We start from the raw sequence: 26,032 nt of genomic DNA, 5'->3' as shown, positions 1-26,032 counted from the left end.
GTGGATCCGTCATCGGGTGGCCCACGGGGACGGCGGCTCGGCACCCGGCATCGGCGACACCGCCGCGCCCGGTGCGGGCCCGCCAGAGCCGACCGGATCCGCGCTGGCGTACTGCGCGAGGGTGATGTCCAGTCCCTCGCCACGCATCCGGGCGTCGACGTAGACCAGCGCGGTGACCGCGGCGAGGAAGGCGATCTGGAGCACCGACGCCGCGAGGCCGCCGATGCCCGCGACCACGAGAGTGAGGAACTGCCCGCCCCGGAAGGAGTCGCCGAGTCCGAGCCCCAGGCCGGTGGCCAGCAGGGTGAACGCCGTCTGGATCACCGACGAGACCACCGAGCCGACCACGTTGGCGACGAACAGGATCCCGAACGTGCGAAGGGTTCGCCCGCGGACCAGGCCCCAGGAGCGCCGGATCGCCGACACCACGGAGATCGGCCGCTGGCCGGCGTACGGCTGCGTCGCGTCCACCGGCTGGGTCTCCAGCACCAGTGCGGCAGAGGAGAGTGCGGTCCGGGTGCCGAACACGACCCCGGCGAAGATCAGCCCGAGGCCCAGGACGACGGCGGCGACGATCCCGAGTGCGGTGCTGGTGACGAACGCCAGCACCACGACCAGAACCACCACCGCCAGCGCGACGAGGTATGCCAGGGCGATGAGGAAGGTCACCGCGAGCAGGCGGAGCACGTGGTGCCGGGCCACTCTCCACACCTCGCCGACGCTCGCCGGCCGGCCGAGGACGCCGCGGGCGACGGTGACCGTGATCATGCCGGTCAGCACCGACTGGGCCACCCAGTAGGCCAGTGCCAGAGCGACGCCACTGGCGGCCAGGCCGACCCACGTCGCGTCACTGATCCGGGTGAGCTCGTCCGGCGTCGGCGCGACCATCCCTCCGAACCCCACGAAAAGGGTCAGGAAGTACGCGGCGGTGAGGACGGCCATCACCGCGGTGGACAGCCCCAGCATGATCTTCGGGTAGCGCTGCACGGTGGTGAAGGCGCCGTCCAGCACCTCCCCGAAACCCAACGGGCGCAGGGGAACGACACCCGGCTTCGGCGCCTGCGGGCGCGCGGTGCCCCACGGCTGACCACCGCCCCAGTGCGGCGGGGCGGCACCCCAGCCGGGAGCGGCCGGAGGCGGGGCCGAATCACCCCAGCCACCGCCCTGGCCGTCGCCCCAGCCGGGCCGGCCGCCGGGCGACTCGCCGGGGGGTCCACCAGGCTGCGTCCCGGTGTCGGTCATCTGGCGCACCTCACGTCTGGGGTATCCCGCGGGTCGTGTCGAGCCATCGTGCCACGCGCAGTGGGACCATGGACTCATGAAAGGTCGCATTCTGGTCGTCGACGACGACATGGCACTCGCCGAGATGCTCGGGATCGTGCTGCGCTCGGAGGGTCTCGACGCGGTGTTCTGCGAGTCGGGCGAAGGGGCGCTGGCGAAGGTGCGGGAGACCAAACCCGACGTCGTGCTGCTCGACCTGATGCTGCCCGGCAAGGATGGCATCGAGGTGTGCCGGGAGATCCGGGCCGAGTCCGACGTGCCCATCGTGATGCTCACCGCCAAGACGGACACGGTCGACGTGGTCCTCGGCCTGGAGTCCGGTGCCGACGACTACGTCGTCAAGCCCTTCAAGCCCAAGGAACTCGTGGCCCGGATCCGCGCCCGCCTTCGCCGGTCGGACCGCGCGGTGCCGGAGACGCTGCACATCGGCGACCTGGTGATCGACGTGCCCGGCCACTCGGTCAAGCGGGGCAACGAGTCGCTCGCCCTGACCCCGTTGGAGTTCGACCTCCTGGTGTGCCTGGCCCGCAAGCCCTGGCAGGTGTTCGGCCGGGAGGAGTTGCTGGAGCAGGTGTGGGGCTACCGCCACGCCGCCGACACCCGGCTGGTCAACGTCCACGTGCAACGGCTGCGCAGCAAGATCGAGCAGGACCCCGAGCACCCGGAGATCGTGGTGACCGTCCGCGGCGTCGGCTACAAGGCGGGTCCTTCGTAGGCCGTGTTCCAACCACGTGGGAGGCCCTCGCCGTAGGCGCGTGCCGACGGGGCTGTCGGCGCCCGGACGTACCATCGGAGCGGTTCGCCGGCCGCCGCCGACCCCGGCGCCGGGCGGACCACCTGTCACCGCGGCGCACCACTGTGTCACGGTGACTCTCCGCGCGCCACCTGCCCGTCACCCGCACGGCGCAGCCCTTCGAGCCTTCCTGGATGCCCCGCATGCAGACCCTGGCCAGCATCCTCCGACCGGCGGCACGCCTCGCCCGCCGGCCGGCCGGTGTCTGGCGCCGGTCGCTGCACCTGAGGGTGGTCACCGGCACGCTGGTTCTCTCGGCGCTGGTCACCGTGTTCGTCGGGTGGATCCTGCTGCGCCAGGTGACCGACGGCGTGGTGCACGCCAAGGTGGTCGCCTCAGTGGGGGAGGCGTCCGCGGGTTTCCGGTCCGCCCAGGCCGCGATCGACGCCGCCGAGCCGAGCGGAGACCCGAGCGAGCTCACCACCCAGCTGGCCCAGGACATCGCGCTGCGCGGTGCGTCCGGCGGGTTGTACGACGTGGTGCTCGACGTCCTGCCCGCCGAGGGCGGATCGCAGACGGTGGCGCGTTCGACCCGGGCGACGGTTCTGCCCAGCAGCGTCCCGGCCGACCTGCGGGCCCAGGTCCAGAGCGGCAAGGTGGCCTACCGCTACACCATGATCCGGCGGGCAAACGAGCCGGACAGCCCCGGCATCGCGGTCGGTTCCCAGCTGGTGGAGCCGCGCAGTGGGGCCACCCTCCACATCTACTACCTCTTCGACCTCCAGCAACAGCAGGACACCCTGAACCTCCTGCGGCGGTCGCTGGTCGCGGTCGGTGTGCTGATCGTCGTCCTGCTCGGCTGTGTGGCGTGGTTCGTCACCCGCCAGGTGGTGACGCCGGTCCGGCTGGCCCGCCAGGTCGCCGAACGCCTCGCCGCCGGCCTGCTCGACCAGCGGATGCGGGTGCGCGGCGAGGACGACCTCGCCCGGCTCGCCGGCTCCTTCAACCAGATGGCGACCAGCCTCCAGCGCCAGATCCGCCAGCTGGAGGAGCTGTCCCGCGTTCAGCGCCGGTTCGTCTCCGACGTGTCCCACGAGCTGCGGACACCGCTCACCACGGTGCGGATGGCCGCCGACGTGCTGTACGAGGCGAGGAAGGAGTTCGGCCCCGGCGTGGGCCGGGCCAGCGAGCTGTTGCAGGCCGAGCTGGACCGGTTCGAGGCGCTGCTCGGCGACCTGCTGGAGATCAGCAGGTTCGACGCCGGAGCGGCCGCGCTCGTCCTGGAGGACGCCGACCTGCGCGAGATCGTCCGCCGGGTGGTCGACGCGGCCCGGCCCATCGCCGTACGCAAGGGCAGCGGGCTCGACCTGCATCTGCCGCACACGGCGGTGGTGGCGGAGATGGACTCGCGCCGTATCGAGCGCGTGCTCCGCAACCTCGTCATCAACGCGATCGAGTACGGCGAGGGCCGGGACGTCGTCGTAAGCGTCGCCGGTGACGGCGAGGCGGCCGCGGTGTCCGTCCGCGACCACGGCATCGGCCTCAAACCGGGGGAGTCGGCGATGGTCTTCGAACGCTTCTGGCGGGCCGACCCGGCCCGGGCACGCACCACCGGAGGCACCGGCCTGGGTCTCGCCATCGCGCTCGAGGACGTCCTGTTGCACGGCGGCTGGCTGCAGGCCTGGGGTGAGCCAGGGCGCGGTGCCCACTTCCGGCTCACGCTTCCGCGCACGGTCGGCGACACGCTCGACCACTCACCGATCGCACTGGTTCCCGGGGAGGGCGGGCCGCCGCGACTCGCGCGTGCCGCCACCCCCAGGGCGCTCGGCCCGGGTTCGTCCCCGCCGGCTGCGCCGCCTTCCTCGACCTCGGCCACGTCAACGACGTCGCCGTCCTCCTCGTCCGCGCCGTCGTCGACGCAGTCCGGCGGCACCGGGGGAGGTGCCCGGTGACGGCCGAGGCGCGCCGGCCGGGCCGTCGACACCGGCTCTCCATGGCCGGGGCGGTCGCGCTGGCGGTGTCGCTGGTCGCCCTGGTCGCGGGTTGTTCGACCGTTCCGAGCAGCGGCCCGGTGATGTTCGAGCCGATGGGCACCCAGGCGGCCACCGAGACCTCGCTGCCCGTTCTGGTCAACGGCCCCGAGCCCGGCGACAGCCCCCAGCAGGTCGCCCGCGGCTTCCTCGACGCGATGGCGAGCTACCAGGCCGGCCAGCCCGTCGCCCGCAAGTACCTCACGCCGGCGATGAGCGAACGCTGGCAGCCCAACCAGGTGTTCGTCTACGACAGCACCCCCGTGCCCCTCGCCGAGCCGAAGTCCGGCAAGGTGTCCATCGACGTGCGGAAGATCGGCGGCCTCGGCGTCAACGGCGACTGGACGTCGGCGCGCCCCGGTGAACGGCTGCGGCTGGACCTCGGGATGACGAAGGTGGCCGGCCAGTGGCGGGTCGGCCGTCCGCCGGGCGCCCTGGTGATGTCGATCTACAACTTCCAGCGGGAGTACGACTCCTACAACCTGTACTTCTTCGACCCCAACTTCGAGATCCTCGTTCCCGACCCGATCTACCTGCCGATCCGTAGCCACGTGGAGACCCTGCTGGTCAACGCGTTGCTGCGCGGGCCCTCCGTGTGGTTGAAGCCGTCGGTGCGAACGGCGTTCCCCGAACGCACCACGCTCGCCGCCCCGTCGGTGACCGTCGACGGGAACGTCGCCACCGTCGACCTCGACCCGCGGGTCGACAGTCTGTACGAGCCGCAGCGGCGCTATCTGCTCGCCCAGCTGAGCTGGACCCTCGACCAGGTGCCACAGGTCAGGAAGATCGAGGTGACGGCCGGCCGGGCGCCGTTCAGCATCAGCGGCAACGGCGGCTCCAACACCACCAGCGCCGACCAGTGGGCCACCTACGACCCCAAGGTGGCCGGTGCGGCCACGGGCGCGTACGCCCTCAACGACCGCAAGGTCGTCCTCGTCGGCTCCGACCGGACGGTGCCGGTGGGCAGCCTGGCCGGCCATCAGGTCCGGGCCCGCTCGATCGCGGTGGGGATCTTCGGCGAGCGCAGCTCACCGGGCGGCCTCGGTCCGGAGGACCCGCGCAGCTCGGCCGACTGGCTGGCCGCGGTGTCCACCGACGGCAGGAAGGTCAACCTCTACGGCGCCAACCGTTCCCTGCCACGCACAGCCTGGCAGGGGCGGGACATCCTGGAGCCGTCCTGGGACCGTACGGGCAAGCTGTGGATGGTCGACCGCAACCGCGGCCGCGCCCGGATCGAGGTCCTCGACGAACGCGACCGCCTCAGCGCGGTGGACGCGCCCGGGCTCAACGGCAAGGACGTCCGCGCGCTGAAGATCTCCCGGGAGGGCTCCCGGGCGGCCGTGCTCGTCCAGCACGGCAAACGAACCGTCCTGATGGTGGGCCGGGTGGAGCGCGGCGAGGGGCTTGCCATCCGCGGCCTGCGCGAGCTTCCGCTGGACCTCACGAGGATGACCGACCTCGCCTGGTCCCAGCTCGACGAGGTGACGGTGATCGGTTCGGAGGGCCAGGCAGGCGCCTCGCGCGCCATCCAGGTGAGCGTGGACGGCTACTCCGTGACCCCGCTCACCGGCCCCGACTCCACGGCCCTGGCGGCCGCACCCGGCCAGTCGGTGTTGCTGGCCGGGAGCGACGGGGTGCTGCAGCGGGAGGACAAGACGTACATGTGGAGCAACCAGGGGGCGGGCCGTTGCCCGGCCTACCCCGGATGACCGGTCACCCGCCGCCCGCCGCGCGCCTGCTCGCCTACGCCGACCGGTTGGTTCGCGACGATCTGGCCGATCTGGTCCTCGGTTGCCGGTGCGTGGGGTGCGGCCGCCCGGGCCGGGCCCTGTGCGTGCGGTGCGCGCCCGCTCTGCGGGCGCCCGCGTTCGCGACCGAGCCCGACCCCGTGCCGCCCGGTCTACCGCCGGTCTGGGCCGTCGCGTCGTACGCCGGAGTGCCCAGGGCCGCCCTGCTCGCGCACAAGGAGCGCGGCCGGACCAGCCTCGCGGGCCCGCTCGGAGCGGCCCTGGCGACCGCGGTGGCCGCCGCCACGTCGCGCCGGCCGGTGGTACTGGTCCCGATCCCGTCCAGCACCGCCGTCACCCGCCGCCGCGGCCACGACCCGCTCTCACGCATCGTGGGCCGGGCGGCCCGTGCGGCCCGGCGGGCAGGGCTGCCGGTGACGGTGCGGTCCGCGCTGGCCGTCGGCCGCCGAGTGGCCGACCAGGCCGGACTGGACGCCCGCGCCCGCCGCGCCAACCTCGCCGGCGCGTTCGTCGTCCGGTCCCGGGCCCGCGACCTGCTGACCGGCCGGACCGTCCTGCTGGTCGACGACGTACTCACCACCGGCGCGACCCTCGCGGAGGCGACCAGGGTGTTGCGGGCGACCGGGGTGCACGTCCGCGCTGCCGCCGTGGTGGCGGCGACCAGACGCCGGCGGCCGGCCGCCGTCCCCGGACCAGGTCCGGTCTGAGCGCACATCCCGGGCGTGTCCCGGTGCGTGTCGAGGGACGTGTTCCGGGGAGTGTCGTGGTCGCACTCCGCACCTCGTGACATACCCGTAGTTTCCCGGGTTCCGGGAAGCGGCCCGGAGCGCTAGCGTTTCGACATGGCACCCGCCCGGGTCCGTGGTTGCGCCGGACGACAGGTCGACTCGTCGGCCGCGTTCCGGCAAGCCGATGCCAGCCGCAGGCGAAACGGCCCACGTAAGGCGACTTCTCGTCGACCGATCACGGTGCGGCTTAGAAGTAAGCCCTGCCTCGACGGAGGGTCAGATGCCCTCCGAACCGGGAGAAGGGGAGTAGTGGCATCCAGCAAACTCGCCGCCGCGAAACCCTCCGCAGGCGGATGTGGGGACGAAGACCAGGTCGGCCGGGCGGGTGCCTTCCACACAACACCCAGATCCCATCCAGTTCCCATCCATCGTCATATTCGCAACCTGGAGCGGGTATGACCTGAACACGCCTTACCGGTCCTCCCAACGGTAGGCCGGTGAGGTGCAGAACCCCGGAGCAGTACGACAGTTGGGGAGGTTCACGTGGACGTTGTGGTCGTTGGTCGGCACTGCGCGGTGACCGATCGGTTCCGTCGTCACGTCGAGGAGAAGCTGACGCGTCTGGAGCGGTTCACCGCCCGGGCCAGTCGGATCGAGATCGAGGTCTGCAAGGAGCGCACGCGCGCGGGAGAATCCGAACGCGTCGAGCTGACCGTCTACTCGCGCGGCCCACTGGTGCGCGCGGAGGCGTCCGCCGCGGACCGGTTCGCCGCACTCGATCTGGCACTCGACAAGTTGCTCGCCAGGCTGCGAAAGGCGGCCGACCGGCGACGGGTGCACCACGGCTCCCGTACCCCCATGTCGGTCGCGGAGGCGACCGGACCCGCCATGGAGCAGACGGCCGCGGTGCACGAGCTCAACGGCCGGCGTTCCGGAAGCAGGTCCGCCGCCGAGGACGAGTCCGACGAGGACTACATCCGCTACGCCGAACCCAACGGTGTGGGCGAGGCCGACGGCCGGTCCGACACCGAGGTCGTCGCGGGCATCGAGGTGACCGGCGACGGACCGCTCGTGGTCCGGGTGAAGGAACACGCGGCCGTGCCGATGGCCCTGGACCAGGCGCTGTACGAGATGGAGCTGGTCGGGCACGACTTCTACCTCTTCATCGACGCCGACAGCCAGCGCCCGAGCGTCGTCTACCGTCGCCGGGGTTACGACTACGGAGTGATCCGACTGGAGGAGGAGCACGCCGCCGCGGCTGTCGCCGCGGCCGAACGCCGATCCTGAGGGCGCCGTAGTCGCCACGCGGATCTTGCGGCCGGCCCCGGACCCCGGGGCCGGCCGGGCGCGAGACAGGTGCCGCCGACGCAGCACGTGCCGCGCTCTTGGCCCAGACCCAGCCGAGACACATGCGGAGTCCTGTGATGGACGGAACGTTCGTAGCAAAAGGTGCTGAAAGCGGCGAGATGCCATGTCATCATGCCTCGGTGACCACCGCCGCACGCTTGGTGGCCGGGACGGGGGTCCCGAGTCCTCTTCGGGTACTCCTCGTCGACGGCCAGGAGTTGCTCAGCAGGGGTCTACGACTGCTGCTGGACCAGGAACACGACATCGAGGTCGTCGGTGAGGCCGGCGACGGCCGGGCGGCGGAACGAGCCGTCGCCGAACGCCTGCCCGACGTCGTACTTCTGCGACGCGGGTCCCGGGCGGTCGGCGAGGTGTGCCGCCGGCTCAAGTCGCTGCTTCCCACCACCCGCATCGTCCTGCTCACCGAGGGTGCGGTGCTGTCCGCGTCGGAGCTCGCCGAGGTCACCGGCTCGGCCGGGACCGACGGGCAGGTGCCCCGGGACAGCCCGGTCGACGACGTGGCCGCGGTGATCCGGGCGGTGGCCAACCGCGACGCCGCCTGAGCCGGTCCGTTACCGCCGCCTGAGCCGGTATCGGTCTGGTCGGTTGTCGGTGGTGCGTGCCAGCATGTGCTGCCGTGGAACACCTCACCGTTGCCCAGGCCCGGCGGGTCGCCCTGGCCGCCCAGGGGTTCGCCGACCCCAGACCGCGCGGCGTTCCCGACGCCCGCTCCCTCGACCGCGTGCTGCGCAGGATCGGCCTGCTCCAGATCGACTCGGTCAACGTCGTGAGCAGGGCCCACTACCTCCCGCTGTGGAGCCGCCTGGGGGCATACCCCACCAGCCTGCTCGACCGGGCGAGCGGCCGGGCGCCGCGGCGTCTGTTCGAGTACTGGGCGCACGTGGCGTCGCTGGTCCCGGTCTCCACCCAGCCCGCGCTTCGGTTCCGGATGGACCGCGCGAGCTCCCAGGCCTGGGGATCGGTGCGGCGCATCGCCGACGAGCAGCCCGACTTCGTGCAGTGGGTCCACTCCGAGGTTCGCGACCGTGGCCCGCTCACCGCGCGGGAGATCGAGCACGACGTGCCCCGCCGCAAGGACCACTGGGGATGGAACTGGAGCGCGGTCAAGACGGCGCTGGAGTGGTTGTTCTACTGCGGCGAGATCACCTCGGCGCGCCGCAATTCCGCGTTCGAGCGGGTCTACGACCTGCCAGAGCGCGTGCTTCCGGCGGCGGTGATCGCCACGTCGACACCCTCGGTGGAGGAGGCACACCGGGAGCTGGTCCGGATCGCCGCCCGCGCCTACGGCGTCGCCACTCTGCAGTGCCTGCGCGACTACTTCCGGCTGTCCGCGGCCGAGGCCGGCGTCGCGGTCGGCCAGCTCGTGGACGCGGGCGAGCTGCTGCCGGCCCGGGTGGAGGGCTGGAACCGCCCCGCCTACCTCCACGCGGAGGCGCGACTGCCCCGCCGCGTCCGCGCCCGCGCTCTCGTCGGCCCGTTCGACTCACTGGTCTTCGAACGCACCCGCACCGAGCAGCTGTTCGGCTTCCGCTACCGCATCGAGATCTACGTTCCGGCACCGCAACGCGTCTACGGCTACTACGTCCTGCCGTTCCTGCTGGGCGACCGGCTGGTGGCCCGGGTCGACCTCAAGGCCGACCGCGCGGCCGGGGTGCTGCGGGTGCGTTCCGCCCACGCCGAGGACCACGCACCACCGGACACCGCACCGGAGCTGGCCGCCGAGCTGACCGCGATGGCCGCGTGGCTCGGGCTTTCGGACGTCGACGTTCACGAGCAGGGCGAGCTGGCCACACCACTGCGCAAGGCGCTGCTCGCCTGACCCGGCCACTGCCGGCCGCGAAGGACGTTCGGCGGTACGGCCGTTTTTGAGTCGCGGAATCGTCCCCCCGGCTTCCCCAACGCGCCGGGGTGGTGGCATGCTCGGACACGCACTCGGCGGGGCCACGTCGCGTGGCCGACCTCACGAGGGGGTGCCGGCGACGAAGGCCACCGGGATCACTTGGGGCGGCCGTCCGGCGTGGGTACGGCCGCCCCTCGCATTTCCTCGGTCCGCCGAGCGCGGCATCTCAGCGCCTCAGCTCGGTGCGCCATCTCAGGGCCGCCTTCCCAGCACGTCATCTCGGGGCCGTCACCTCGTCGGTGAGCCGGTCGTAGCCCACCAGGTCGTCGAAGCTGCCGTCACCGAGTCGTTCGGCCGCCCGCCACACTCCCGCCCGGCGGAAGCCGGCGCGTTCGGCGACTCGTTGCGAGGCGGTGTTGCCGGTGGCGGCGCGCAACGTCACAAGCCGCAGTCCGAGCCCGCCGTCCTCGGCTGCCACGGCCGCGTGCCGCACGATCAGCCGGGTCGCTTCGGTGGCCACTCCGCGTCCCCGCGCGGCGGGGTGAACCCAGTAGCCGATCTCGCCGCTGCCGGTGGTCCGGTCGATGTCCATCAGCCCGAACGAGCCCACGCACTCGTCGGTGTCCGGGTCGGCGGCCACCCAGTAGATGCCGCGCCCGCTCGCGTGCTCCTCCTCCCGGCTCTGGATGTAGCCGAGGGCCGCCGCCACGGTGTAGGGGCGGGGGAGTGCGCCGAGCCAGTGCTGCGTCACCGGGTCCGAGCACGCCGCGAGGACGGCGGGCACGTCGGTGTCCCGGAAGCGCCGCAGCACGCAGCGTTCACCGCGCAGGGTGGGTACGGGATACCAGGGTGCGCCCGGCTCGCGCGGGTCACCCGAGCGCAGTGAGCCGATCCAGCCGTCGTACCTGCGTCCCCGTGCCACGCACAGGCCACGGACCGTGCCCTCGACCCGGAAGCCGCACCGCCACGCGACCCGGCGGGACGGCCAGTTGCCGATCTGCGCCCGCCAGTGAACGATGTCGAGGTCCAGACCGGTGGACGCGAACGCCCACTGCAGCACGGCTCGTACGGCCGCCGTCATCACCCCACGCCCGCGCGCGGACCGGCGCAGCCCGAAGCCCACCTCCGCGCCGCCGGCCTCGTCCAGGCGCAGGTCGACGGACCCCAGGAACTCATCGGACCGAGCGTCGGCGACCGCGAGGGCGAGGTAGGACTCCTCCCGCCACCCGGCGGGCACCGACTCGCGGACGTACTGCCCGGCGTGCGCGGCGGTGTAGGGGGAGGGCACCGTGGTCCAGGCCTGGGTCTCGGGGTCGGTGCACTGGTCGAGGACGCCGGCGATGTCGTCGTCGTGGTGCGGACGAAGGACGACCGGGCCGGCGGGAAGACGCACGGGATCCATGGCTGACGATCCTGGTGTAAGAGAGCGGGGGCGGGCAAAGTGGGGTAAGTCGGGGAAATGCCGTCCGGCACGATCGCGGGCGGGTGCGGCGCGGCGGCGGCCGTCGCCTACCGTGGCCGTGAGCGTCGCCTACGATGGCCAAAGGCGCGTCGCGGGTGTTGGATGCACACCTACGACACAACCTCTGACGGAATGTAGGCGACACCGCAACGACGAGGAGTCAAGAGTCCGTGCCTGCCCTGCTCGACAAGATCCTGCGCGCCGGTGAGGGGAAGACCCTCCGGAAGCTGCAGTCGATCGCCAAACAGGTCAACTCCATCGAAGCGGACTTCCATTCGATGACGGACGCCGAGCTGCGCGGCATGACCGAGGAGTTCCGCAGCCGGCTCGCGGACGGCGAAACGCTCGACGACATCCTGCCGGAGGCGTTCGCCGCCGTGCGCGAGGCCGCCCAGCGCACCGTGAAGCAGCGTCACTTCGACGTGCAGGTCATGGGTGGAGCCGCGCTGCACCTCGGCAACATCGCCGAGATGAAGACCGGTGAGGGCAAGACGCTGGTCTCCACGCTGGCCGCCTACCTCAACGCGCTGCCCGGCGAGGGCGTGCACATCATCACGGTCAACGACTACCTCGCGCAGTACCAGGGTGAGTGGATGGGCCGCATCCACCACTTCCTCGGACTGACGGTGGGCGTGATCCTGGCGCACATGACCCCGGCCGAGCGCCGCGAGGCGTACGCGTGTGACATCACCTACGGCACCAACAACGAGTTCGGTTTCGACTACCTGCGCGACAACATGGCCTGGAGCCTGGACGAGTGCGTCCAGCGCGGCCACCACTTCGCGATCGTGGACGAGGTCGACTCCATCCTCATCGACGAGGCGCGCACGCCGCTGATCATCTCCGGCCCGGCAGAGCAGAGCTCGAAGTGGTACGAGGAGTTCGCCCGGCTGGTCACCCGGATGCGGGTCGACGTCGACTACGAGGTCGACATCAAGAAGCGCACGGTCGGCGTGCTGGAGCCGGGCATCGACAAGGTCGAGGACAACCTCGGCATCGACAACCTCTACGAGGCGGCCAACACCCCGCTGGTGCAGTTCCTCAACAACGCGATCCGCGCGAAGGAGCTCTTCACCCGGGACAAGGACTACGTCGTCGTCGACGGCGAGGTGCTGATCGTCGACGAGCACACCGGCCGCATGCTGCACGGCCGCCGCTACAACGAGGGCCTGCACCAGGCGATCGAGGCCAAGGAGGGCGCGCCGATCAAGGACGAGAACCAAACTCTCGCCACGATCACGCTGCAGAACTTCTTCCGCCTCTACGACAAGCTCTCCGGCATGACGGGTACCGCCATGACGGAGGCGTCGGAGTTCAACAAGATCTACGGCCTGGGCGTCGTGCCCATCCCGACCAACAAGCCGATGGTCCGGGCCGACCAGGGCGACCTCGTCTACCGCACCGCGGACGCGAAGTTCACCGCGGTCGTGGACGACATCGCCGAACGCAACGCCGAGGGTCAGCCGGTCCTCGTCGGCACCACCAGCGTCGAGCAGTCCGAGCTGTTGTCGTCACTGCTGAAGCGGCGCGGTGTCCCGCACGAGGTGTTGAACGCCAAGCACCACGCCCGGGAGGCAGCGATCGTGGCCCAGGCGGGGCGCAAGGGCGCGGTCACCGTGGCCACCAACATGGCCGGGCGCGGCACCGACATCATGCTCGGCGGCAACGCGGAGTTCCTGGCCGACGCCGAGCTGCGCGACCTCGACATCGACCCGGTGGAGCACGCCGAGCAGTACGAACAGGCGTGGGGCCCCACCTTGGAGCGGCACCGGAAGCTGGTGCAGGCCGAGCACGACGAGGTGACCAAGGTCGGCGGACTGTACGTCCTCGGCACCGAGCGGCACGAGTCCCGCCGGATCGACAACCAGCTGCGCGGCCGGTCCGGCCGTCAGGGCGACCCGGGGGAGAGCCGCTTCTACCTCTCGCTCGAGGACGAGCTGATGCGGCGGTTCAAGTCCGACTGGGTCGACTGGGTACTCACCAGCCTGAAGATCCCCGACGACATGCCGATCGAGAACAAGCGGGTCACTGGCGCGATCGCCTCCGCCCAGGCGCAGGTCGAGTCGATGAACTTCGAGATCCGCAAGGACGTCCTGAAGTACGACGACGTGCTCAACCGCCAGCGGCACGTGATCTACGACGAGCGCCGCAGGGTGCTCGAGGGCGAGGACGTCCACGACCAGGTGGGCCCGATGCTCGACGACACGGTGGAGTCCTACGTCACCGGCGCCACCGAGGGATACGCCGAGGACTGGGACCTCGACCAGCTGTGGACCGACCTGAAGCAGATCTACCCGGTCGGGGTCAGTGTGGCCGACATCGAGGAGGACTGCGGCGGCCGTGGCGGGGTCACCCGCGAGTTCCTGATCGAGCAGCTACGCGAGGACATCCACGACGCCTACGCCCGCCGGGAGAGCGAGCTCGGCGCCGAGGTGCTGCGCGAGCTCGAACGCCGGGTCATCCTGTCGGTCCTGGACCGCAAGTGGCGTGAGCACCTCTACGAGATGGACTACCTCCGCGAGGGGATCGGGCTGCGGGCGATGGCCCAGCGCGACCCGCTGGTGGAGTACCAGCGCGAGGGCTACGACCTGTTCATGGCCATGATGGACGCCATCAAGGAGGAGTCCGTCGGCTACCTGTTCAACCTCGAGGTGCAGGTCGCCGAGCCCACCGCCCCGACCGCCGAGGAAGCCGCCCTGGAAGAGGCGGCCGCCGCGGAGGTCGAGGAGCACCCGCACGTGGTGGCCCGCGGCCTGTCCGCACCGCAGCGGCCGACCCGGCTCAACTACACCGCGCCGACGGTGGACGGCGAGGGTGGCGTGGAGCAGCGCAGCGAGTCCGGCGGGAGGGTTGCAGGTAACGGCGCGACCGGCAACGGCTCCGGCGCGGACCTCGAGTACGCCGGTACGTCGCGCAACGCGATGTGCCCCTGCGGCTCCGGCCGAAAGTACAAGCGCTGCCACGGTGACCCGAAGGCTCGCGCCCGGATGAACGACTGAGCCGCCGAGACACTCCCTGACGCGACGCCCTGACCGACGCCGCGTACCCGCGCACTCCATTCGGAGGAGGGGGTGCGCGGCGTCCGGCGTTGGTGCGGGCCGGAAGACCACTGTTTGCGCGCGGGCCTGGAACCCCCGTGCGCGCGTACCCGGAATGTGAGCGGACGTGGAACCGCCGGCCCCGATGCTTTGGTTGGTTCCCCCGTGCATCGGAGCCGGCGGGCTCATGGTGAGGTGCGCCGGTTGGTCAGGGCAGGCCCTAGCCCAGCTGGAGTGCGGTGCACCGCCAGCGGCCGTCCAGCCCCTCCAGCCGAACCGCCACCGCGCGTGACCGTCCGCCGTGGTTGACGTGCACGGCCACCTCGGCGACCCCGTCACGGGGTTCGCACACGTGCACCGAACGGACCATCGCCCGGCCGCGGTCGCCGCGCTGGGCCGAACCGGGCGGGCAGAGCGCGCGCACGCGGTTCAGGACGTCGTTGTAGACCCGGTGGTCGGTCCACCGCAGCAGCTGGGAGGCCGGCCGGTCACCGGACAGGACCTCCACCAGTGCCTGGACGAACCGTCGCGACCATGACCGAGGGTCGGGTAGCGCCACCCGCGGGGTCTGCTGGGGAGCGAAGAACGGGTCGTCGCGGTCGCGGAGGGTGTGCCGGCCGCCGACGACGCTGAGGTGGCGCGTCGCGGCAGCCGCCCGGTCGGCGACGGCCAGGTCCAGCGCCAGCGCCCCGTGGGTCAGCGGGCCACCTGCCCGGTCGGCTGCGTGCTCGTCGTCGTAGGCGGGCTCGGTGGAGGGAGTCGGGATCCGGCGGGGCAACGGCCGGACGGTCTCCCTCGCGACCGGCAGCGGCTGCTGGGTTGCGATCATCGTGGGTCCCCCGATCGATGTGAGAGGTGTGGTGGTCGGGCCGTGGTCAGGACTGGGGTGGGGAAAGGATCTGACCGGGCTGGATCAGATCGGGGTTGTCCCCGATGACCTGCCGGTTGGCGTCGTACCACCGGTGCCACTCGCGGTTGATCTCTGCGTTGCTGGCGTTCTCGGGCAGGTGCTGCTTGGCGATGTTCCAGAGGTTGTCGCCGCGTTTGACGACGATCTGCTGCCGGGTGTCGGCGCCGCGCACCGGTGCCCGGGTGACTGGGTCGGCGGTCGCCGGCCGGTCGGGATTGGGCAGCCCGGCCCGGTCGAAACCGATCCGGCCGGAACTCGCGGAGCTCGGGCGGTCCGGCATGGGGAGCTGGGAGTTGCGGATGTCGGTGCCGCCGGGGCGGTCGAGGTCGGGCAGCTGGATGCCGCCGGGAAGCTGGCTGTCGATGGTGCCGGGACGGTCGAGGCCGGGCAGCATCTGCGCGGCCGCGGCGGCCTGGGTGGGCTGGTCGACCGTGGCTGCGTTGGCGGGCAGCGATCCGAGCACCGGGCCGGCGGCCACGGACAGGCCGAGCGCGACGCGGGCCGCCCGCCGGTAGAAGGCCGGGGTGACGCGTTCGGCCAGTGAGCCGCAGGCGGCCCCGATCGCGCCGGGCAGTGCGGACAGCGCCATCAGCACGGTGCCGAACGCCAGCCAGGCGAAGCAGGCCCAGGCGAGCACCGCGACGACGAAGACCAGGAGCGCGTCGAACGTCAGGGCACCGTCTCGCACCGCCGTCAGGCTGCCGGCGGTGAGCCAGCGAAGGGCCCAGGCGCCGACGAGGAAGGCGAGCAGCACGCCGATGGGCGAGACGACCCGGCGGACGATCCGCATGACTTGGCCTCCGAAGCATTCGTTTGCTTGCGTTTGCTTTCATACTCTGCGGTTCGCTGGGCTGTCAACACGCGTGCAGGCCGCCGAGCGGCCACCTCGGGATGATCGTGGCTTGCTGATGACGCTCTGACCTGCGCTTTCACGCACTGGCACGCCTGGAGACGGGGTAGGGAGGAGGCCGGGACCGATCGGAAAAATCACCCGGATTGGTGCGGTGTGACCCTCTCCGGACGCCTCGGCCAGCCTCGATTACGCCGTACTGGCCGGAACTTGATTTCGTTTGCTTGTGTTTGCTTGCACTGGGATCTGTTCGCGCCGAACGGGCTCCGAGAAGGGGCCTCGGTCGGGTCGCGATCATCACCGGCCGGCGAGGAAGTACGGTGGGGCGCGTGCGCTGGGAAAGTCTCTTCGCCGACCTCGACTCCCAGATGGAGGAGCTGGAGGCGGCCGAACTCGCCTCCGAGGTCGCCGACCGGACCCGCCGCGAGGTCGCGTTGTTCCGCCTGGTCGACCGACTGCGACCCGCATTCGGTCACCCGGTGACGGTCTTCACCCTCGGCGGCGGCAAGGTCGCGGGGCACGTCTCCGGTGTGGGTGCCGACTGGCTGCTGGTCGCGGAGGACTTCCGCTTCGAGGTGCTGCTGCCGCTGGACTCCATCACCGGCATCACCGGACTCGGCAACCTCACCGCCGCACCGGGAAGCGAGGGGAAGGTCGCGGCGCGACTGACGCTCGGCCACGCCCTGCGCGGCGTGGCGCGCGACCGGTCGTCGGTGGCGGTCGCGTTACGCGACTCCACGACGGTCACCGGCACGATCGACCGGGTGGGTGCGGACTTCTTCGAGATGGCCGAGCACGGCCCGTCGGAGATCCGCCGCGCCCGCGACGTCAGGGGCGTGCGGACGGTGCCGTTCGGTGGGGTCGCGTTCGTTCGCCGTTCGTGAGGCGCTGAACGCCGGCGGTCCGGCCGGACGGATGCGACAGCCGCTCCGGACGGGGGCACTGCCGGGGAACGGGTCTCGCCTTACAACTCGTCGGCCTTGCCGTAGGGATGAGTGGTGATGAAGTCGCGGGTCTCGGAGTACATCCGCTCGATGTAGGTCTCCAGGGCGGTCGCCTCGACCCGCCACTGGCCCCGGCCGCCGACCTTGATCGCCGGAAGCTCGCCGCTGCGCACCAACGCGTAGGCCTGCGCGGACGAGATGTTGAGCACTTCGGCAACATCGGCCAGCTGCAGGAACCTTGTCGTGCCAGGCAACGCGTTCTCCTTCCGGGCTTGGTGCCTTGTCAGTCTGCCACGTGTTTGCTTGCGGTTGCGTTCGGTTGTCCACAGGTCCATGGGAGCGTTCCCACTTCCCATACCCCACGCTGTGGCGGACTGATCACGCATGTGACGGGATCTGCCGCCTTCTGCCCGGTTCAGGCCAGCCCAGGAGGTGGCCGGCCGGTTGTCCACAGGTGTGCCCGGTTTGGGAGCAGGTGTGCCCGTACTTCCGTGACAATCGGTGTCGTACTGTTCTGTCGGCAATGCGATCGGCATCTGATCGTCGGCCGGCGCCCGCCCCTGCATGTGCGGCCACCTGACGTCGCGGCACCCATGACCCCGGAGGAACCCCTTGTCGGATGCGCCGTCGCCCAAGGCCACTCGGCAGTCGCGGCCCAGATGGCTCGACCCCAAGCTCTTTCTCGGCATCCTGCTGGTGCTCGCGTCGATGGCGCTCGGCGCGCGGGTGATCGCGCAGTCGGACAAGACCGCCGAGATCTGGGCGGTGAAGGACGACGTGACCCTGGCGCCGACCGCCACGCTCACCCAGAGTCAGCTGGTGGCCCGAAAGGTGCGCTTCACCAGCCAGTCCGACGCCGACCGCTACGTCTCGGCGACCGCGCAGATCCCCGACGGTGCGCGGATAGTCCGCGAGGTCGGGCCGGGTGAGTTCCTTCCCCGGGACGCCTGGACCGACCACCCCGACGACCAGCTGCTGGACACGCCGATCCCGGTGACCGCGGCCGGCCTGCCCAAGTCGATCCACAAGGGTGACCGGGTCGACATCTACGTCGTCCGTGCCAACGACGACAAGTTCCGTCCGGACAAGGGCATCCTCGCCGCCAGCAACGTCATCGTCGTCGACCTGCCCACCGGCGGCGGGTTCGGCGGTGGCGGCGACGCCAGCGCGACCGTGCGGGTGGCGCTGGACCAGATGAGCAAGGGGTTCACCCTCGACCAGCTCGTCGGCGACGTCTCCGGCGGCAGGGCCGTCCTCGTCAAGCACGTCGCACCGAAGAGGTGACACCGTGAGCCTTCCCGTCCTCACCGCCGTCACCGGCGCACAGTGGGAGTCCGACCTCGTTTCGGCGCTGGAAGGCAGCTCCCTCGGGCTGGACGTCGTCCGGCGCTGCGTCGACCTGCCCGACGTGCTCGCGACCGCCCAGTCCGGGCAGGCCCGCGCCGTGCTGTTGTCGGCCGACCTGCGCCGACTCGACCGCGACGCCGTCGCCAAGCTGATGGCCGGAGGCGTGGCGGTGGTGGGCGTGGTGACGCCCGGAGACCTGGCGGGGGAGGACCGGCTGCGCCGGCTCGGCATCAGCAGGGTCGTCCCGGCCGACGCCCCGGCCGACGTACTCGCCGGGGCGGTGGCCGAGGCGGTGGAGGTCGCGCAGACCGCGGGGCCGGTGCCGGTGGCGGAGTTCGGGATGTCCGACCCGCACCGGTCGATGCCGACGCTGCCTCCTACGGAGGAGGTGCCGGCGTACGAAACCGGTACGGGCACCGGCCAGCTCCTCGCGGTGTGGGGACCCACCGGAGCGCCGGGCCGGACCTCCGTGGCGGTCACCGTGGCCACCGAGCTCTCGCTGTTCGGCGTACCCACCCTGCTCGCCGACGCCGACGTCTACGGCGGCGTGGTGGCCCAGACCCTCGGCCTGCTGGACGAGGCACCCGGCCTCGCCGCCGCCTGCCGGTCCGCCAACAACGGCACCCTCGACCTGCCCGCGCTGGCCCGGCACGCGCGGGAGGTGCTGCCCAGGCTGCGGGTGCTCACCGGCATCCAGCGTGCCGACCGCTGGCCGGAGCTGCGGGCCAGCGCGCTGGAGCAGGTCTGGGACCTGTCCCGCCAGCTTGCCGCGGCCATCGTGGTCGACTGCGGGTTCAGCCTCGAACAGGACGAGGAGATCTCCTTCGACACCGCGGCTCCCCGCCGCAACGGCGCGACCCTCACCACCCTGGAGCTCTGCGACACCGTCGTCGCCGTCGGCGCCGCCGACCCGATCGGCCTGCAGCGGCTGATCCGGGGGATCGAGGAGCTGCGGGAGGTGGTGCCGGGCGCGGTGATCCGGGTGGTCGTCAACGGCGTACGCAAGGGGCCGGTGGGCGGTGACGCCGAGAGCCAGATCCGGGACGCGCTGCGGCGCTACGTCGGCGTCGACTCGGTGGTGTGCGTTCCGTACGACCGGGTTTCGTTCGACACCGCGCTGGCCCAGGGCCGCACCTTGTCGGAGGTGGCCGCGAAGTCGCCCGCCCGCGTGCCGCTGCGCGCGCTGGCCGCGGACCTGATGGGCATCACCATGCCCAAGCAGCGCCGGCGGGCGCGCAAGCGCTAGGGGTGCAACACCCCCTGGCCCTGGCCGCGACCCGGCGAGCCCGAGTTCCCGGCGTCGCCGCCGCGTGCCGCGGCGTCCGGCCCACGATCGGGCCGGTCGGCGTGTCACGATGAGGGGCTTGACGAATCGGGAGGTACGCCCATGCCGGACCGGCTGAGCGCGCTCGACCTGTCGTTCCTCTACCTCGAGGAGCCGACCACGCCGATGCACGTGGGCAGTGTCAGCGTGTTCGACACACCCGAGGACGGGTTCGGGTACGACACCCTGCTCTCCCTCGTCCGCGAACGCCTGGCCTACGTACCCCGTTACCGCCAGCGGATCCGGCGGATCCCGGGCAACCTCGCCAACCCGGTGTGGGTGGACGACGAGGACTTCGACCTCACCTACCACGTCCGCCGGTCCGCGGTGCCCCGTCCGGGCACGCCCGACGGGCTGCACGAGCTGGTCGCCCGGCTGATGAGCCGGCCGCTGGACCGCGAGCGCCCGCTGTGGGAGATGTACCTCGTCGAGGGCCTGGAGCAGGGCAGGTTCGCGCTGGTGTCCAAGACCCACCAGGCGGTCATCGACGGGATCAGCGCCGTCGACATCGGCCAGGTCGTCCTGGACCCGCAGCCGCAGGCGCCGGAGGCGCCGGCCGACAACTGGGTGCCGAGCCCGGAGCCGACGTCCCTGGAACTCCTCGCCGGAGCGGTGGCGTCCGCGGTCTCCCGGCCGACCGACCTGCTGGAGACCGCCCGGCACACCGTGACCGAGCTGCCGTTCACCGGCGGGCGACTGGTGCGCGGGCTCGGCAGTGCTGCCGGCAGCCTGGTCACCGCCCTCAGCACCGCCGCGTGGCCGGCGCCGGGCAGCCCGCTCAATGTTCCGATCAGCTCCCAGCGGCGGTTCACCACCGTGGACACCTCGCTGGACGACTATCGCGCCGTCCGCGCCCGGCTGGGTGGCGACGTCAACGACGTGGTGCTCGCCACGATCGCCGGTGCGCTGCGGTCGTGGTTGTTCACCAGGGGAGTGCGGGTGCCGCCGACCACGTCGGTGCGTGCCCTGGTCCCGATGAGCGTGCTCACCGGCGAGGGACAGAACAGGGTGGCGGAGTACATCGTGGACCTTCCGGTCGGCGAGGGCAGTCCGGCCATGCGGTTGCACCAGGTGTCGTACGCCATGAAGGCACACCAGGAGACGGGACGGGCCGTGCGGGCCCGGGCGCTCGCGGGCATGGCGGGCTTCGCGCCGCCGACGCTGCACGCCATGGGTGCCCGGGTGGCGAGTTCGCTGTCCCGGCGTATTTTCAACCTGGTGGTCACGAACGTCCCGGGTCCGCAGAGCCCGCTGTACGTCGCGGGTACGCCGATGACCGGGACGTATCCGGTCGTTCCGCTTGCCAAGGGGCAGGCGCTGGCCATCGGTCTGACCTCGTACAACGGCGCTGTGTGCTTCGGTCTGAACGGCGACCGGGACGCGATGTCCGATCTCGACGTACTCGCGCAGTGCATCCCCGATGCCCTGGCCGAGTTGGTTGAGACCGTTGACCTGGTTGAGCCCCCGCCAACTCAGCCCGAGCGTCGGCGGGGAAAGGCACACTGAAAGATGAGGACGCGGAGCCAGGGTGAGGAGGTCGCCATGAGTGGCCCACGACGCGGCTTGGTTCTCGGGGCCGGCGGCGTCCTCGGCGCGGCCTGGACGATCGGCGCACTCTGTGCGCTGGAGGAAGAGACCGGGATCAAGGCGACGAGGGTCGACTTCCTGCTGGGCACGTCCGCCGGTTCGGTGGTCGCGGCCCTGCTCGCCGCCGGAGTGACCCCGGAGGAGCAGCGCGCCCACCAGCGCGGTGAGGTGCTCGACGGGAGCCTGCTGAACGACGTCAACTTCGACTACGCGTTCGGTGGCCGCCCGCCCACACCCTGGCCCGGGGTGGGCTCGGCCCGGCTGCTCGCCTCGGTGGTCCGCGACCGCCGCCTGCTCAGCGCACCGGTCGTGCTGGCCGGCCTGGTGCCGCGCGGCCGCGGTTCGGTGGAGGAACTCCTCCGGCTGGTCTCGGGGATCGTCCCCGAGTGGCCCCGCAAGCCAGACCTGAAGGTGGTCGCCATGGACTACCACGCCGGCGCCCGGGTCGCCCTGGGCGTCGACTCGGAGTTCGCCACCACCCCCTCGGAGGCGGTGGCCGCTTCCTGTGCGATCCCCGGCTGGTTCGCCCCGGTGGAGATCGGTGGCCGGGTATACGTCGACGGCGGCACGTCCTCCATCGCCTCGGTCGACCTCGCCGTCGGGCATCGCCTCGACGAGGTGTTCGTCCTCGCGCCGCTGGCCTGGATGGCGTCCCCGGAGTCGATGGGCCCGTCGATGTGGATGCTGCAGCACTGGCGGCGTTCGCTCACCCGGCAGCTCAACCGCGAGGTCGAGGCGCTGCGTGCCGACGGCACCAAGGTCACCGTCATCGCCCCCACCGCTGAGGACCTCACCAAGCTCGGCACCAACCCGATGGACGAGCACCGCCGGCTGGACGTGCTGGAGACCTCGATGCGCACCAGCCGGGTCGCGGTGCAGGGCATGCGCCGCCGGCGGACCAACCGTGCCAACGGCCGGCCCGTCCGCAAGCACCGAGACCTGCAGCGCCACGCCGACGCGTCGGAGGCCAGGCGCCGCGACCGGTCCTGACCGCGCCCGCGCGCACCCGGACCGGCAGCTCGGCCGACAATAACGCTACGTTCGTCCGGACAGCCGGAGCGCTCGGACAGGCAGCCCGGGCGGACGGCGCAGAGGAAGGACGCAGCGCATGCGGGTGTATCTCGGAGTGACGCTCACCGAGTTGGCGGGCGCCGTCGCGCAGGGCGGCTTCGGCCCGCCACCGCTGGCCGCCGCGGCGGTCACCCCGGAGCTTCGGGAGTGGTACGCCGAGGGTGACCTGGAAGAGCTCGAGTTCGCCGCGACCATGGAAGCCGCCCGGGAGTCGCTGCGGCGCCTGTACCTCGACCCGGACACGCCGCGCCGCCGGGTGGTGGTGGCCGCCGACGCGCCGGACGGACTGGTGCTTCCCGACCGGGCCGGTGGCCGCGCGGCGGTCGTGGTGCAGGCACCGATCCCGATGGACAAGGTGGCCGCCGTGCACGTCGACGAGGTGGAGGCCGCGGACGTCGTGGCCGCGGCGGCGGAGGCGGTCGCCAAGGCCGACGCCGGTGACGAGGACGCCGGGTTCGCGGTGGACGAGGCCGAGGGCCGTGAGCTGTTGTGGTACGCCCGGCAGGAGATCGCCGACCTGCTGAGGGAGTGACGTTCGTACTCCGGTGCGTCCGTACGTCCGTACGGCGCCGGTACGTCAGTCGGCGGGCGACTCGTCCTCGAGGTGCGCGCCCTCGGGCTCCTCGGCCGCGGCCGCCTTCACCACCGCCTCCAGCTTCGACCGGGCGCCGAGCTTCTCCAGGACCTTCCGCACGTGGCTGCGCACCGTGGGGTAGGCGATGTTGAGCCGGGTGGAGATCTCGCGGTTGTCCAGACCCTTGGACATCATCGCCAGGATCTCGCGCTCGCGGGTGGTGAGGCTGGCCAGCGCCTGCGCCCGGCCGCTGCGTTCGCGGGTGGCCTCGCGACTGCGGGTGAGAAGCTCGTGCAGCTTCGACGCGGGAATGAGCATCTCGCCGGCCGACGCCCGAAGGACCGCCTCCACGATCTCCTCACCGCTCGCGGTCTTGATGAGGTAGCCGGACGCGCCGGCCTCGATCGCGGCGATCATCGCCTGGTCGCTGTCGTCGGCGCTGACGAAGACCACCGCCGCCTCGGGGCGGTGCTGACGGATGCCCGCCGCGGCGTCCACGCCGCTGCCGTCGGGCAGCCAGAAGTCCAGGACGGCGACGTCGACGCGTTCCTGCTCGGCCGAGCGGGTGGCGTCGGCGACCGTCGGCGCCCAGCCCTGCACGTGCAGGCCGGGGTGCTCGTCGAGCAGCGCGGAGAGGCCCTCCGCGACGACCTGGTGGTCTTCGACGATGAGGACCTGAACGGGCCCGGAGTCCGGCTCGGTGGTCACCGGCCGTCCCCGGGCTCTTCACGCTCTGGGGCACGGGTTGTTCTCGCGGGCATCGCGCTCACTGGTCGCCTCCGGTCATTCCCGCTTCCCGCGGGACCCAGAACTCCACGGTAGTCCCGGACCCGGGCGCGCTCTCCACCCGGCACCACCCACCGGCGATCTCGGCGCGGTCACGCATCAGCGTCAGTCCCAGATGCCCCGGTTTGGCCTCGGTCTCCAGCGGGTTGTAGCCCACGCCGTTGTCGATGATCTCCACGAGCACCCCGTCCTCCACGTCGGAGAGCCGGACTCGCAGCTCGGTGGCCTCGGCGTGTACGCGTACGTTCATCAACGCCTCCTGGGCGATCCGGTAGATCAGCACCCGGGTCTCCTGCGGCGGCTCCACCTCCATTCGGCTCTCCAGTACGCACCGCAGGCTGGTCTCGGCGCGCAACTGCTCGAGATAGACGTTCATGGCCGCCATCAGGCCCTCCTGCTCGAGGGCGGGCGGGCGGAAGTCGAAGATCATCCGGCGGAGCCGGTCGGCGGCCAGCCGGATCGTCTCCTCCAGCTTGGCCAGCACCCGCAGGTCCTCGGGGTCGCGCAGCCGGCGCCGGAGCTGTTGCAGGCGCAGGGCCGCCGCGGTGATCACCTGCAGGCTGTCGTCGTGGATGCCGGCCGCGATCCGCAGCCGTTCGCGTTCCTGCGCGCCCACCAGGTCGACCAGGACGTGCCGGTGTTCCTGCCCGGCCGCGCGGAGGGCCTCCACGCTGCGTTCGAGGACCGCGCGTGATCCCGCCGACTCCGTCATGTCCCGTACGGAGAGGATCACCCGCGGGCCGTCCTCGGTACGGATCCAGGCGAAGCTCACGTCGGCGGGGAAGTCGGTGCCGTCGCGGCGCCGCCCGGTCAGCTCCATGCCCTCCGGTGCCGTGGGCTCACCGGCCCGGTGCGGGGGCTCGTCGGTCTCCCGGCGGTAGATCGTCACCGGGTGGTCGGGGAGGAGCACGTCCACCGACTGGTTCACGAGGTCCTCGCGGGCGAAGCCGAACATCTGCTCCGCCGCCGCGCTCACCAGCCGGATCACCCCGGAGCTGTCCACGATCAGGGTGGCGTCCGGTGAGGACTCGAACAGCTGCTGGTACTGCGCCTCGGCGAGGCTGAGGTCGGTGATGTCGCGCAGGAACACCGCGACGCCGCGATGCCCGTGCGCCATCGAGCTGGCCGACACCTCCACCCGGAAGGTGTTGCCGTCCTTGCGGCGCCCGGACGCGGTGAAGTGCACCTCCGCCTGCTCCTCACCACCGCCGCGGGCGAGCAGCCGGTGGATCACCTCGTCGGCGGGTTCGCCGTACCCCGACGCCGGTACGAGCTTGGTGATCGGCTCGCCGACGACCTCCATCCGGCGGTAGCCGAAGAGTTCCTGGACGCGGGCGTTGACCGTCTCGATGGTGCCGTCCGGGCCGACCAGCACCGCCGCCGCACCCACCCGGTCCAGAAGCTGGCGCAGGGTGTTGGCGTTCTGCAGGGTCGCCGCGCCGGTACGGCGTTCGTTCTCCAGGTTGCGGCGCAACACCTGGATGCACTCGCGCGCCAGCGGAACGGAGATGCTCAGCTGGCCGCGGGCGGCCCGGGTGATGGCCTCCAGGATCTCCTCGTCGGGGATGCCCTTGACGAGGTAGCCGCTGGCGCCGGCGGCCAGCACGTCCACCGCGCTGCCGGGATCCTCGTACGCCGACAGCACCAGCACCGCTGTGGTCGGGCTGCCGTCCAGGATCGAGCGCACGCTGGCCGGCGCGGTGCCTCCGGGCATCCGGACGTCGAGCACCACGACCCGCGGCCGGTCCCGCAGCGCGAGGCGTACGGCGTCGGGATGACTCACCGCCTGCCCGACCAGCTCCAGGTTGGACTGCATCGAGATCAGGTCGGCCAGCGCGTCGCGCAGCGCGCGGTCGTCGTCGGCGATGACGACCCGGACGGACTGATCAGCCATCGCGGCCACCGAAGGAGGCGATCGTGGCCTGCAGCCCGGACCGGCTCAGCCGGGTGGGTGTCCGGCCGCGCAGCCAGGGCAGCGCGGCGGCCAGCGGTTCGACCAGGACGCGGTAGTTCTCCTCCTCCATCCGGTCACCCGCCGCGACCGCGGCGGCGGCGTCCCACGCGGCGGCCCAGAACGCCCACTCCGTGCGCTGGTGGCGCTGGGCCGCCGCCATCGCGTCCCGGCGGGCCTGGACCGCGGCGTCCAGGATCGCCCGGCGTTCGGCCGGGGTCGTCCCGTGCCCGAGCGAGGCCCACGCCAGCGCCCGCTCGGACCGGGACTGCCGCCGCCAGGCGGCCACCACCTCGTCGATCTGCGCACCGGTGACGCGGTTGAGGTGCGAGATCAGGTGGAGTACCCCGCGTGTGTTGGGCCCGAAGACGTCGGTCATGCCGACGCACCTCCCTCATGCCCGGTTCCTGCCTGGTTCCTGTTCGGGTCCAGGTACCTGGCCCGGCGACTGCCGCCGGGC

At 71.8% G+C, this 26,032-nt stretch carries 22 protein-coding genes; 14 read left to right on the top strand and 8 right to left on the bottom strand.

All coding sequences use genetic code 11. The features are described from left to right. Positions 1 to 9: 9 nt before the first annotated feature. Positions 10 to 1,242 (bottom strand): DUF7847 domain-containing protein, encoded by a 1,233-nt coding sequence (locus F4554_RS21135; RefSeq protein WP_179789178.1) that lies wholly within the window; start codon positions 1,240 to 1,242, stop codon positions 10 to 12. Positions 1,243 to 1,318: 76 nt separating this feature from the next. Between F4554_RS21135 and mtrA the strand changes: the two genes are divergently transcribed. The 7 genes from mtrA to F4554_RS21100 all read left to right on the top strand — a co-directional run bounded on the left by mtrA (position 1,319) and on the right by F4554_RS21100 (position 9,707). Further along, positions 1,319 to 1,996, top strand: coding sequence for an MtrAB system response regulator MtrA (gene mtrA, locus F4554_RS21130; protein ID WP_179789177.1), 678 nt, complete (start codon positions 1,319 to 1,321; stop codon positions 1,994 to 1,996). Between the two features lie 212 nt (positions 1,997 to 2,208). Then, entirely contained in the window at positions 2,209 to 3,966 is a 1,758-nt protein-coding gene (gene mtrB / locus F4554_RS21125) for an MtrAB system histidine kinase MtrB (RefSeq protein ID WP_238341372.1), read from the top strand. Next, entirely contained in the window at positions 3,963 to 5,753 is a 1,791-nt protein-coding gene (locus F4554_RS21120; RefSeq protein WP_179789176.1) for an LpqB family beta-propeller domain-containing protein, read from the top strand. Before mtrB ends, F4554_RS21120 begins: the two co-directional genes overlap by 4 nt. Continuing rightward, entirely contained in the window at positions 5,750 to 6,499 is a 750-nt protein-coding gene (locus F4554_RS21115) for a ComF family protein (RefSeq protein ID WP_179789175.1), read from the top strand. Before F4554_RS21120 ends, F4554_RS21115 begins: the two co-directional genes overlap by 4 nt. Before the next feature lie 564 nt (positions 6,500 to 7,063). After that, a complete protein-coding gene (hpf, locus tag F4554_RS21110) occupies positions 7,064 to 7,807 on the top strand; it encodes a ribosome hibernation-promoting factor, HPF/YfiA family (protein WP_179789174.1) in 744 nt (247 codons plus the stop codon). Between the two features lie 200 nt (positions 7,808 to 8,007). Beyond that, complete coding sequence (locus tag F4554_RS21105) at positions 8,008 to 8,430, top strand: response regulator transcription factor (protein WP_179789173.1); 423 nt, start codon at positions 8,008 to 8,010, stop codon at positions 8,428 to 8,430. Positions 8,431 to 8,504: 74 nt separating this feature from the next. Next, positions 8,505 to 9,707 carry a DNA glycosylase AlkZ-like family protein gene (locus F4554_RS21100; protein ID WP_179789172.1) on the top strand — a complete coding sequence of 401 codons (1,203 nt, stop codon included), beginning with the start codon at positions 8,505 to 8,507 and terminating at the stop codon, positions 9,705 to 9,707. A gap of 295 nt (positions 9,708 to 10,002) precedes the next feature. Here F4554_RS21100 and F4554_RS21095 read toward each other — a convergent pair whose 3' ends face one another. Continuing rightward, on the bottom strand, positions 10,003 to 11,130 hold the full coding sequence (locus tag F4554_RS21095; protein WP_179789171.1) for a GNAT family N-acetyltransferase: 1,128 nt from the start codon (positions 11,128 to 11,130) through the stop codon (positions 10,003 to 10,005). A gap of 230 nt (positions 11,131 to 11,360) precedes the next feature. Between F4554_RS21095 and secA the strand changes: the two genes are divergently transcribed. Next, positions 11,361 to 14,189: a preprotein translocase subunit SecA gene (secA, locus tag F4554_RS21090; RefSeq protein ID WP_179789170.1), complete on the top strand. Its 2,829-nt coding sequence runs from the start codon at positions 11,361 to 11,363 to the stop codon at positions 14,187 to 14,189. A 259-nt stretch (positions 14,190 to 14,448) separates the two neighbouring features. Here the strand turns inward: secA and F4554_RS21085 are convergent, their stop codons facing one another. Both F4554_RS21085 and F4554_RS21080 read right to left on the bottom strand, forming a co-directional pair. Beyond that, positions 14,449 to 15,057, bottom strand: a complete 609-nt coding sequence (locus F4554_RS21085) for an Rv3235 family protein (protein WP_179789169.1) — start codon at positions 15,055 to 15,057, stop codon at positions 14,449 to 14,451. Positions 15,058 to 15,103: 46 nt separating this feature from the next. Continuing rightward, positions 15,104 to 15,928 carry a LysM peptidoglycan-binding domain-containing protein gene (locus tag F4554_RS21080; protein WP_179789168.1) on the bottom strand — a complete coding sequence of 275 codons (825 nt, stop codon included), beginning with the start codon at positions 15,926 to 15,928 and terminating at the stop codon, positions 15,104 to 15,106. A 389-nt stretch (positions 15,929 to 16,317) separates the two neighbouring features. Here F4554_RS21080 and F4554_RS21075 point away from each other — a divergent pair, with 389 nt between their 5' ends. Next, a complete protein-coding gene (locus F4554_RS21075; protein ID WP_179789167.1) occupies positions 16,318 to 16,872 on the top strand; it encodes a hypothetical protein in 555 nt (184 codons plus the stop codon). A gap of 80 nt (positions 16,873 to 16,952) precedes the next feature. Here F4554_RS21075 and F4554_RS21070 read toward each other — a convergent pair whose 3' ends face one another. Further along, positions 16,953 to 17,186 carry a helix-turn-helix domain-containing protein gene (locus F4554_RS21070; RefSeq protein WP_238341371.1) on the bottom strand — a complete coding sequence of 78 codons (234 nt, stop codon included), beginning with the start codon at positions 17,184 to 17,186 and terminating at the stop codon, positions 16,953 to 16,955. Positions 17,187 to 17,544: 358 nt separating this feature from the next. On the opposite strand from F4554_RS21070, the gene F4554_RS21065 reads away from it, so the two are divergent. The 5 genes from F4554_RS21065 (at position 17,545) to F4554_RS21045 (ending at position 22,793) form a co-directional block, all read left to right on the top strand. Beyond that, positions 17,545 to 18,216, top strand: coding sequence for a hypothetical protein (locus tag F4554_RS21065; protein WP_179789165.1), 672 nt, complete (start codon positions 17,545 to 17,547; stop codon positions 18,214 to 18,216). A gap of 4 nt (positions 18,217 to 18,220) precedes the next feature. After that, a complete protein-coding gene (locus tag F4554_RS21060; RefSeq protein WP_179789164.1) occupies positions 18,221 to 19,525 on the top strand; it encodes a CpaE/TadZ family protein in 1,305 nt (434 codons plus the stop codon). Between the two features lie 141 nt (positions 19,526 to 19,666). Then, positions 19,667 to 21,109, top strand: a complete 1,443-nt coding sequence (locus F4554_RS21055) for a WS/DGAT/MGAT family O-acyltransferase (RefSeq protein ID WP_179789163.1) — start codon at positions 19,667 to 19,669, stop codon at positions 21,107 to 21,109. Positions 21,110 to 21,145: 36 nt separating this feature from the next. Then, the gene (locus F4554_RS21050) at positions 21,146 to 22,180 is read left to right on the top strand and encodes a patatin-like phospholipase family protein (protein ID WP_179789162.1); all 1,035 of its coding nucleotides are present in this window, start codon (positions 21,146 to 21,148) and stop codon (positions 22,178 to 22,180) included. Between the two features lie 118 nt (positions 22,181 to 22,298). Then, positions 22,299 to 22,793, top strand: a complete 495-nt coding sequence (locus F4554_RS21045; protein WP_179789161.1) for a DUF6912 family protein — start codon at positions 22,299 to 22,301, stop codon at positions 22,791 to 22,793. Between the two features lie 45 nt (positions 22,794 to 22,838). On the opposite strand, the gene F4554_RS33735 is transcribed toward F4554_RS21045, so the two are convergent. The 3 genes from F4554_RS33735 to F4554_RS21030 are packed head-to-tail and all read right to left on the bottom strand — an operon-like array spanning position 22,839 to position 25,951. Next, positions 22,839 to 23,543 (bottom strand): response regulator, encoded by a 705-nt coding sequence (locus F4554_RS33735; RefSeq protein WP_179789160.1) that lies wholly within the window; start codon positions 23,541 to 23,543, stop codon positions 22,839 to 22,841. Between the two features lie 58 nt (positions 23,544 to 23,601). Continuing rightward, positions 23,602 to 25,515: a PAS domain S-box protein gene (locus tag F4554_RS21035; protein WP_179789159.1), complete on the bottom strand. Its 1,914-nt coding sequence runs from the start codon at positions 25,513 to 25,515 to the stop codon at positions 23,602 to 23,604. Then, complete coding sequence (locus F4554_RS21030) at positions 25,508 to 25,951, bottom strand: hypothetical protein (protein ID WP_179789158.1); 444 nt, start codon at positions 25,949 to 25,951, stop codon at positions 25,508 to 25,510. Before F4554_RS21030 ends, F4554_RS21035 begins: the two co-directional genes overlap by 8 nt. Positions 25,952 to 26,032: the final 81 nt, after the last annotated feature.

Origin of the sequence: Actinopolymorpha rutila (assembly GCF_013407855.1) — a bacterium.
GTDB classification, from domain to species: domain Bacteria; phylum Actinomycetota; class Actinomycetes; order Propionibacteriales; family Actinopolymorphaceae; genus Actinopolymorpha; species Actinopolymorpha rutila.
Note: the sequence above shows the minus strand (reverse complement) of the source record. Positions and strands in the feature narration are given on the sequence as shown.

Excerpts from the sequence above, each read along its gene's own strand:
- F4554_RS21055 (WP_179789163.1), top strand. The coding sequence starts at position 19,667 with ATGCCGGACCGGCTGAGCGCGCTCGACCTGTCGTTCCTCTACCTCGAG.
- mtrA (WP_179789177.1), top strand. The coding sequence starts at position 1,319 with ATGAAAGGTCGCATTCTGGTCGTCGACGACGACATGGCACTCGCCGAG.
- F4554_RS21095 (WP_179789171.1), bottom strand. The coding sequence starts at position 11,130 with ATGGATCCCGTGCGTCTTCCCGCCGGCCCGGTCGTCCTTCGTCCGCAC.
- F4554_RS21045 (WP_179789161.1), top strand. The coding sequence starts at position 22,299 with ATGCGGGTGTATCTCGGAGTGACGCTCACCGAGTTGGCGGGCGCCGTC.
- mtrB (WP_238341372.1), top strand. The coding sequence starts at position 2,209 with ATGCCCCGCATGCAGACCCTGGCCAGCATCCTCCGACCGGCGGCACGC.
- F4554_RS21085 (WP_179789169.1), bottom strand. The coding sequence starts at position 15,057 with ATGATCGCAACCCAGCAGCCGCTGCCGGTCGCGAGGGAGACCGTCCGG.
- F4554_RS21035 (WP_179789159.1), bottom strand. The coding sequence starts at position 25,515 with ATGGCTGATCAGTCCGTCCGGGTCGTCATCGCCGACGACGACCGCGCG.
- F4554_RS21115 (WP_179789175.1), top strand. The coding sequence starts at position 5,750 with ATGACCGGTCACCCGCCGCCCGCCGCGCGCCTGCTCGCCTACGCCGAC.
- F4554_RS21135 (WP_179789178.1), bottom strand. The coding sequence starts at position 1,242 with ATGACCGACACCGGGACGCAGCCTGGTGGACCCCCCGGCGAGTCGCCC.
- F4554_RS21030 (WP_179789158.1), bottom strand. The coding sequence starts at position 25,951 with ATGACCGACGTCTTCGGGCCCAACACACGCGGGGTACTCCACCTGATC.
- F4554_RS21080 (WP_179789168.1), bottom strand. The coding sequence starts at position 15,928 with ATGCGGATCGTCCGCCGGGTCGTCTCGCCCATCGGCGTGCTGCTCGCC.
- F4554_RS21050 (WP_179789162.1), top strand. The coding sequence starts at position 21,146 with ATGAGTGGCCCACGACGCGGCTTGGTTCTCGGGGCCGGCGGCGTCCTC.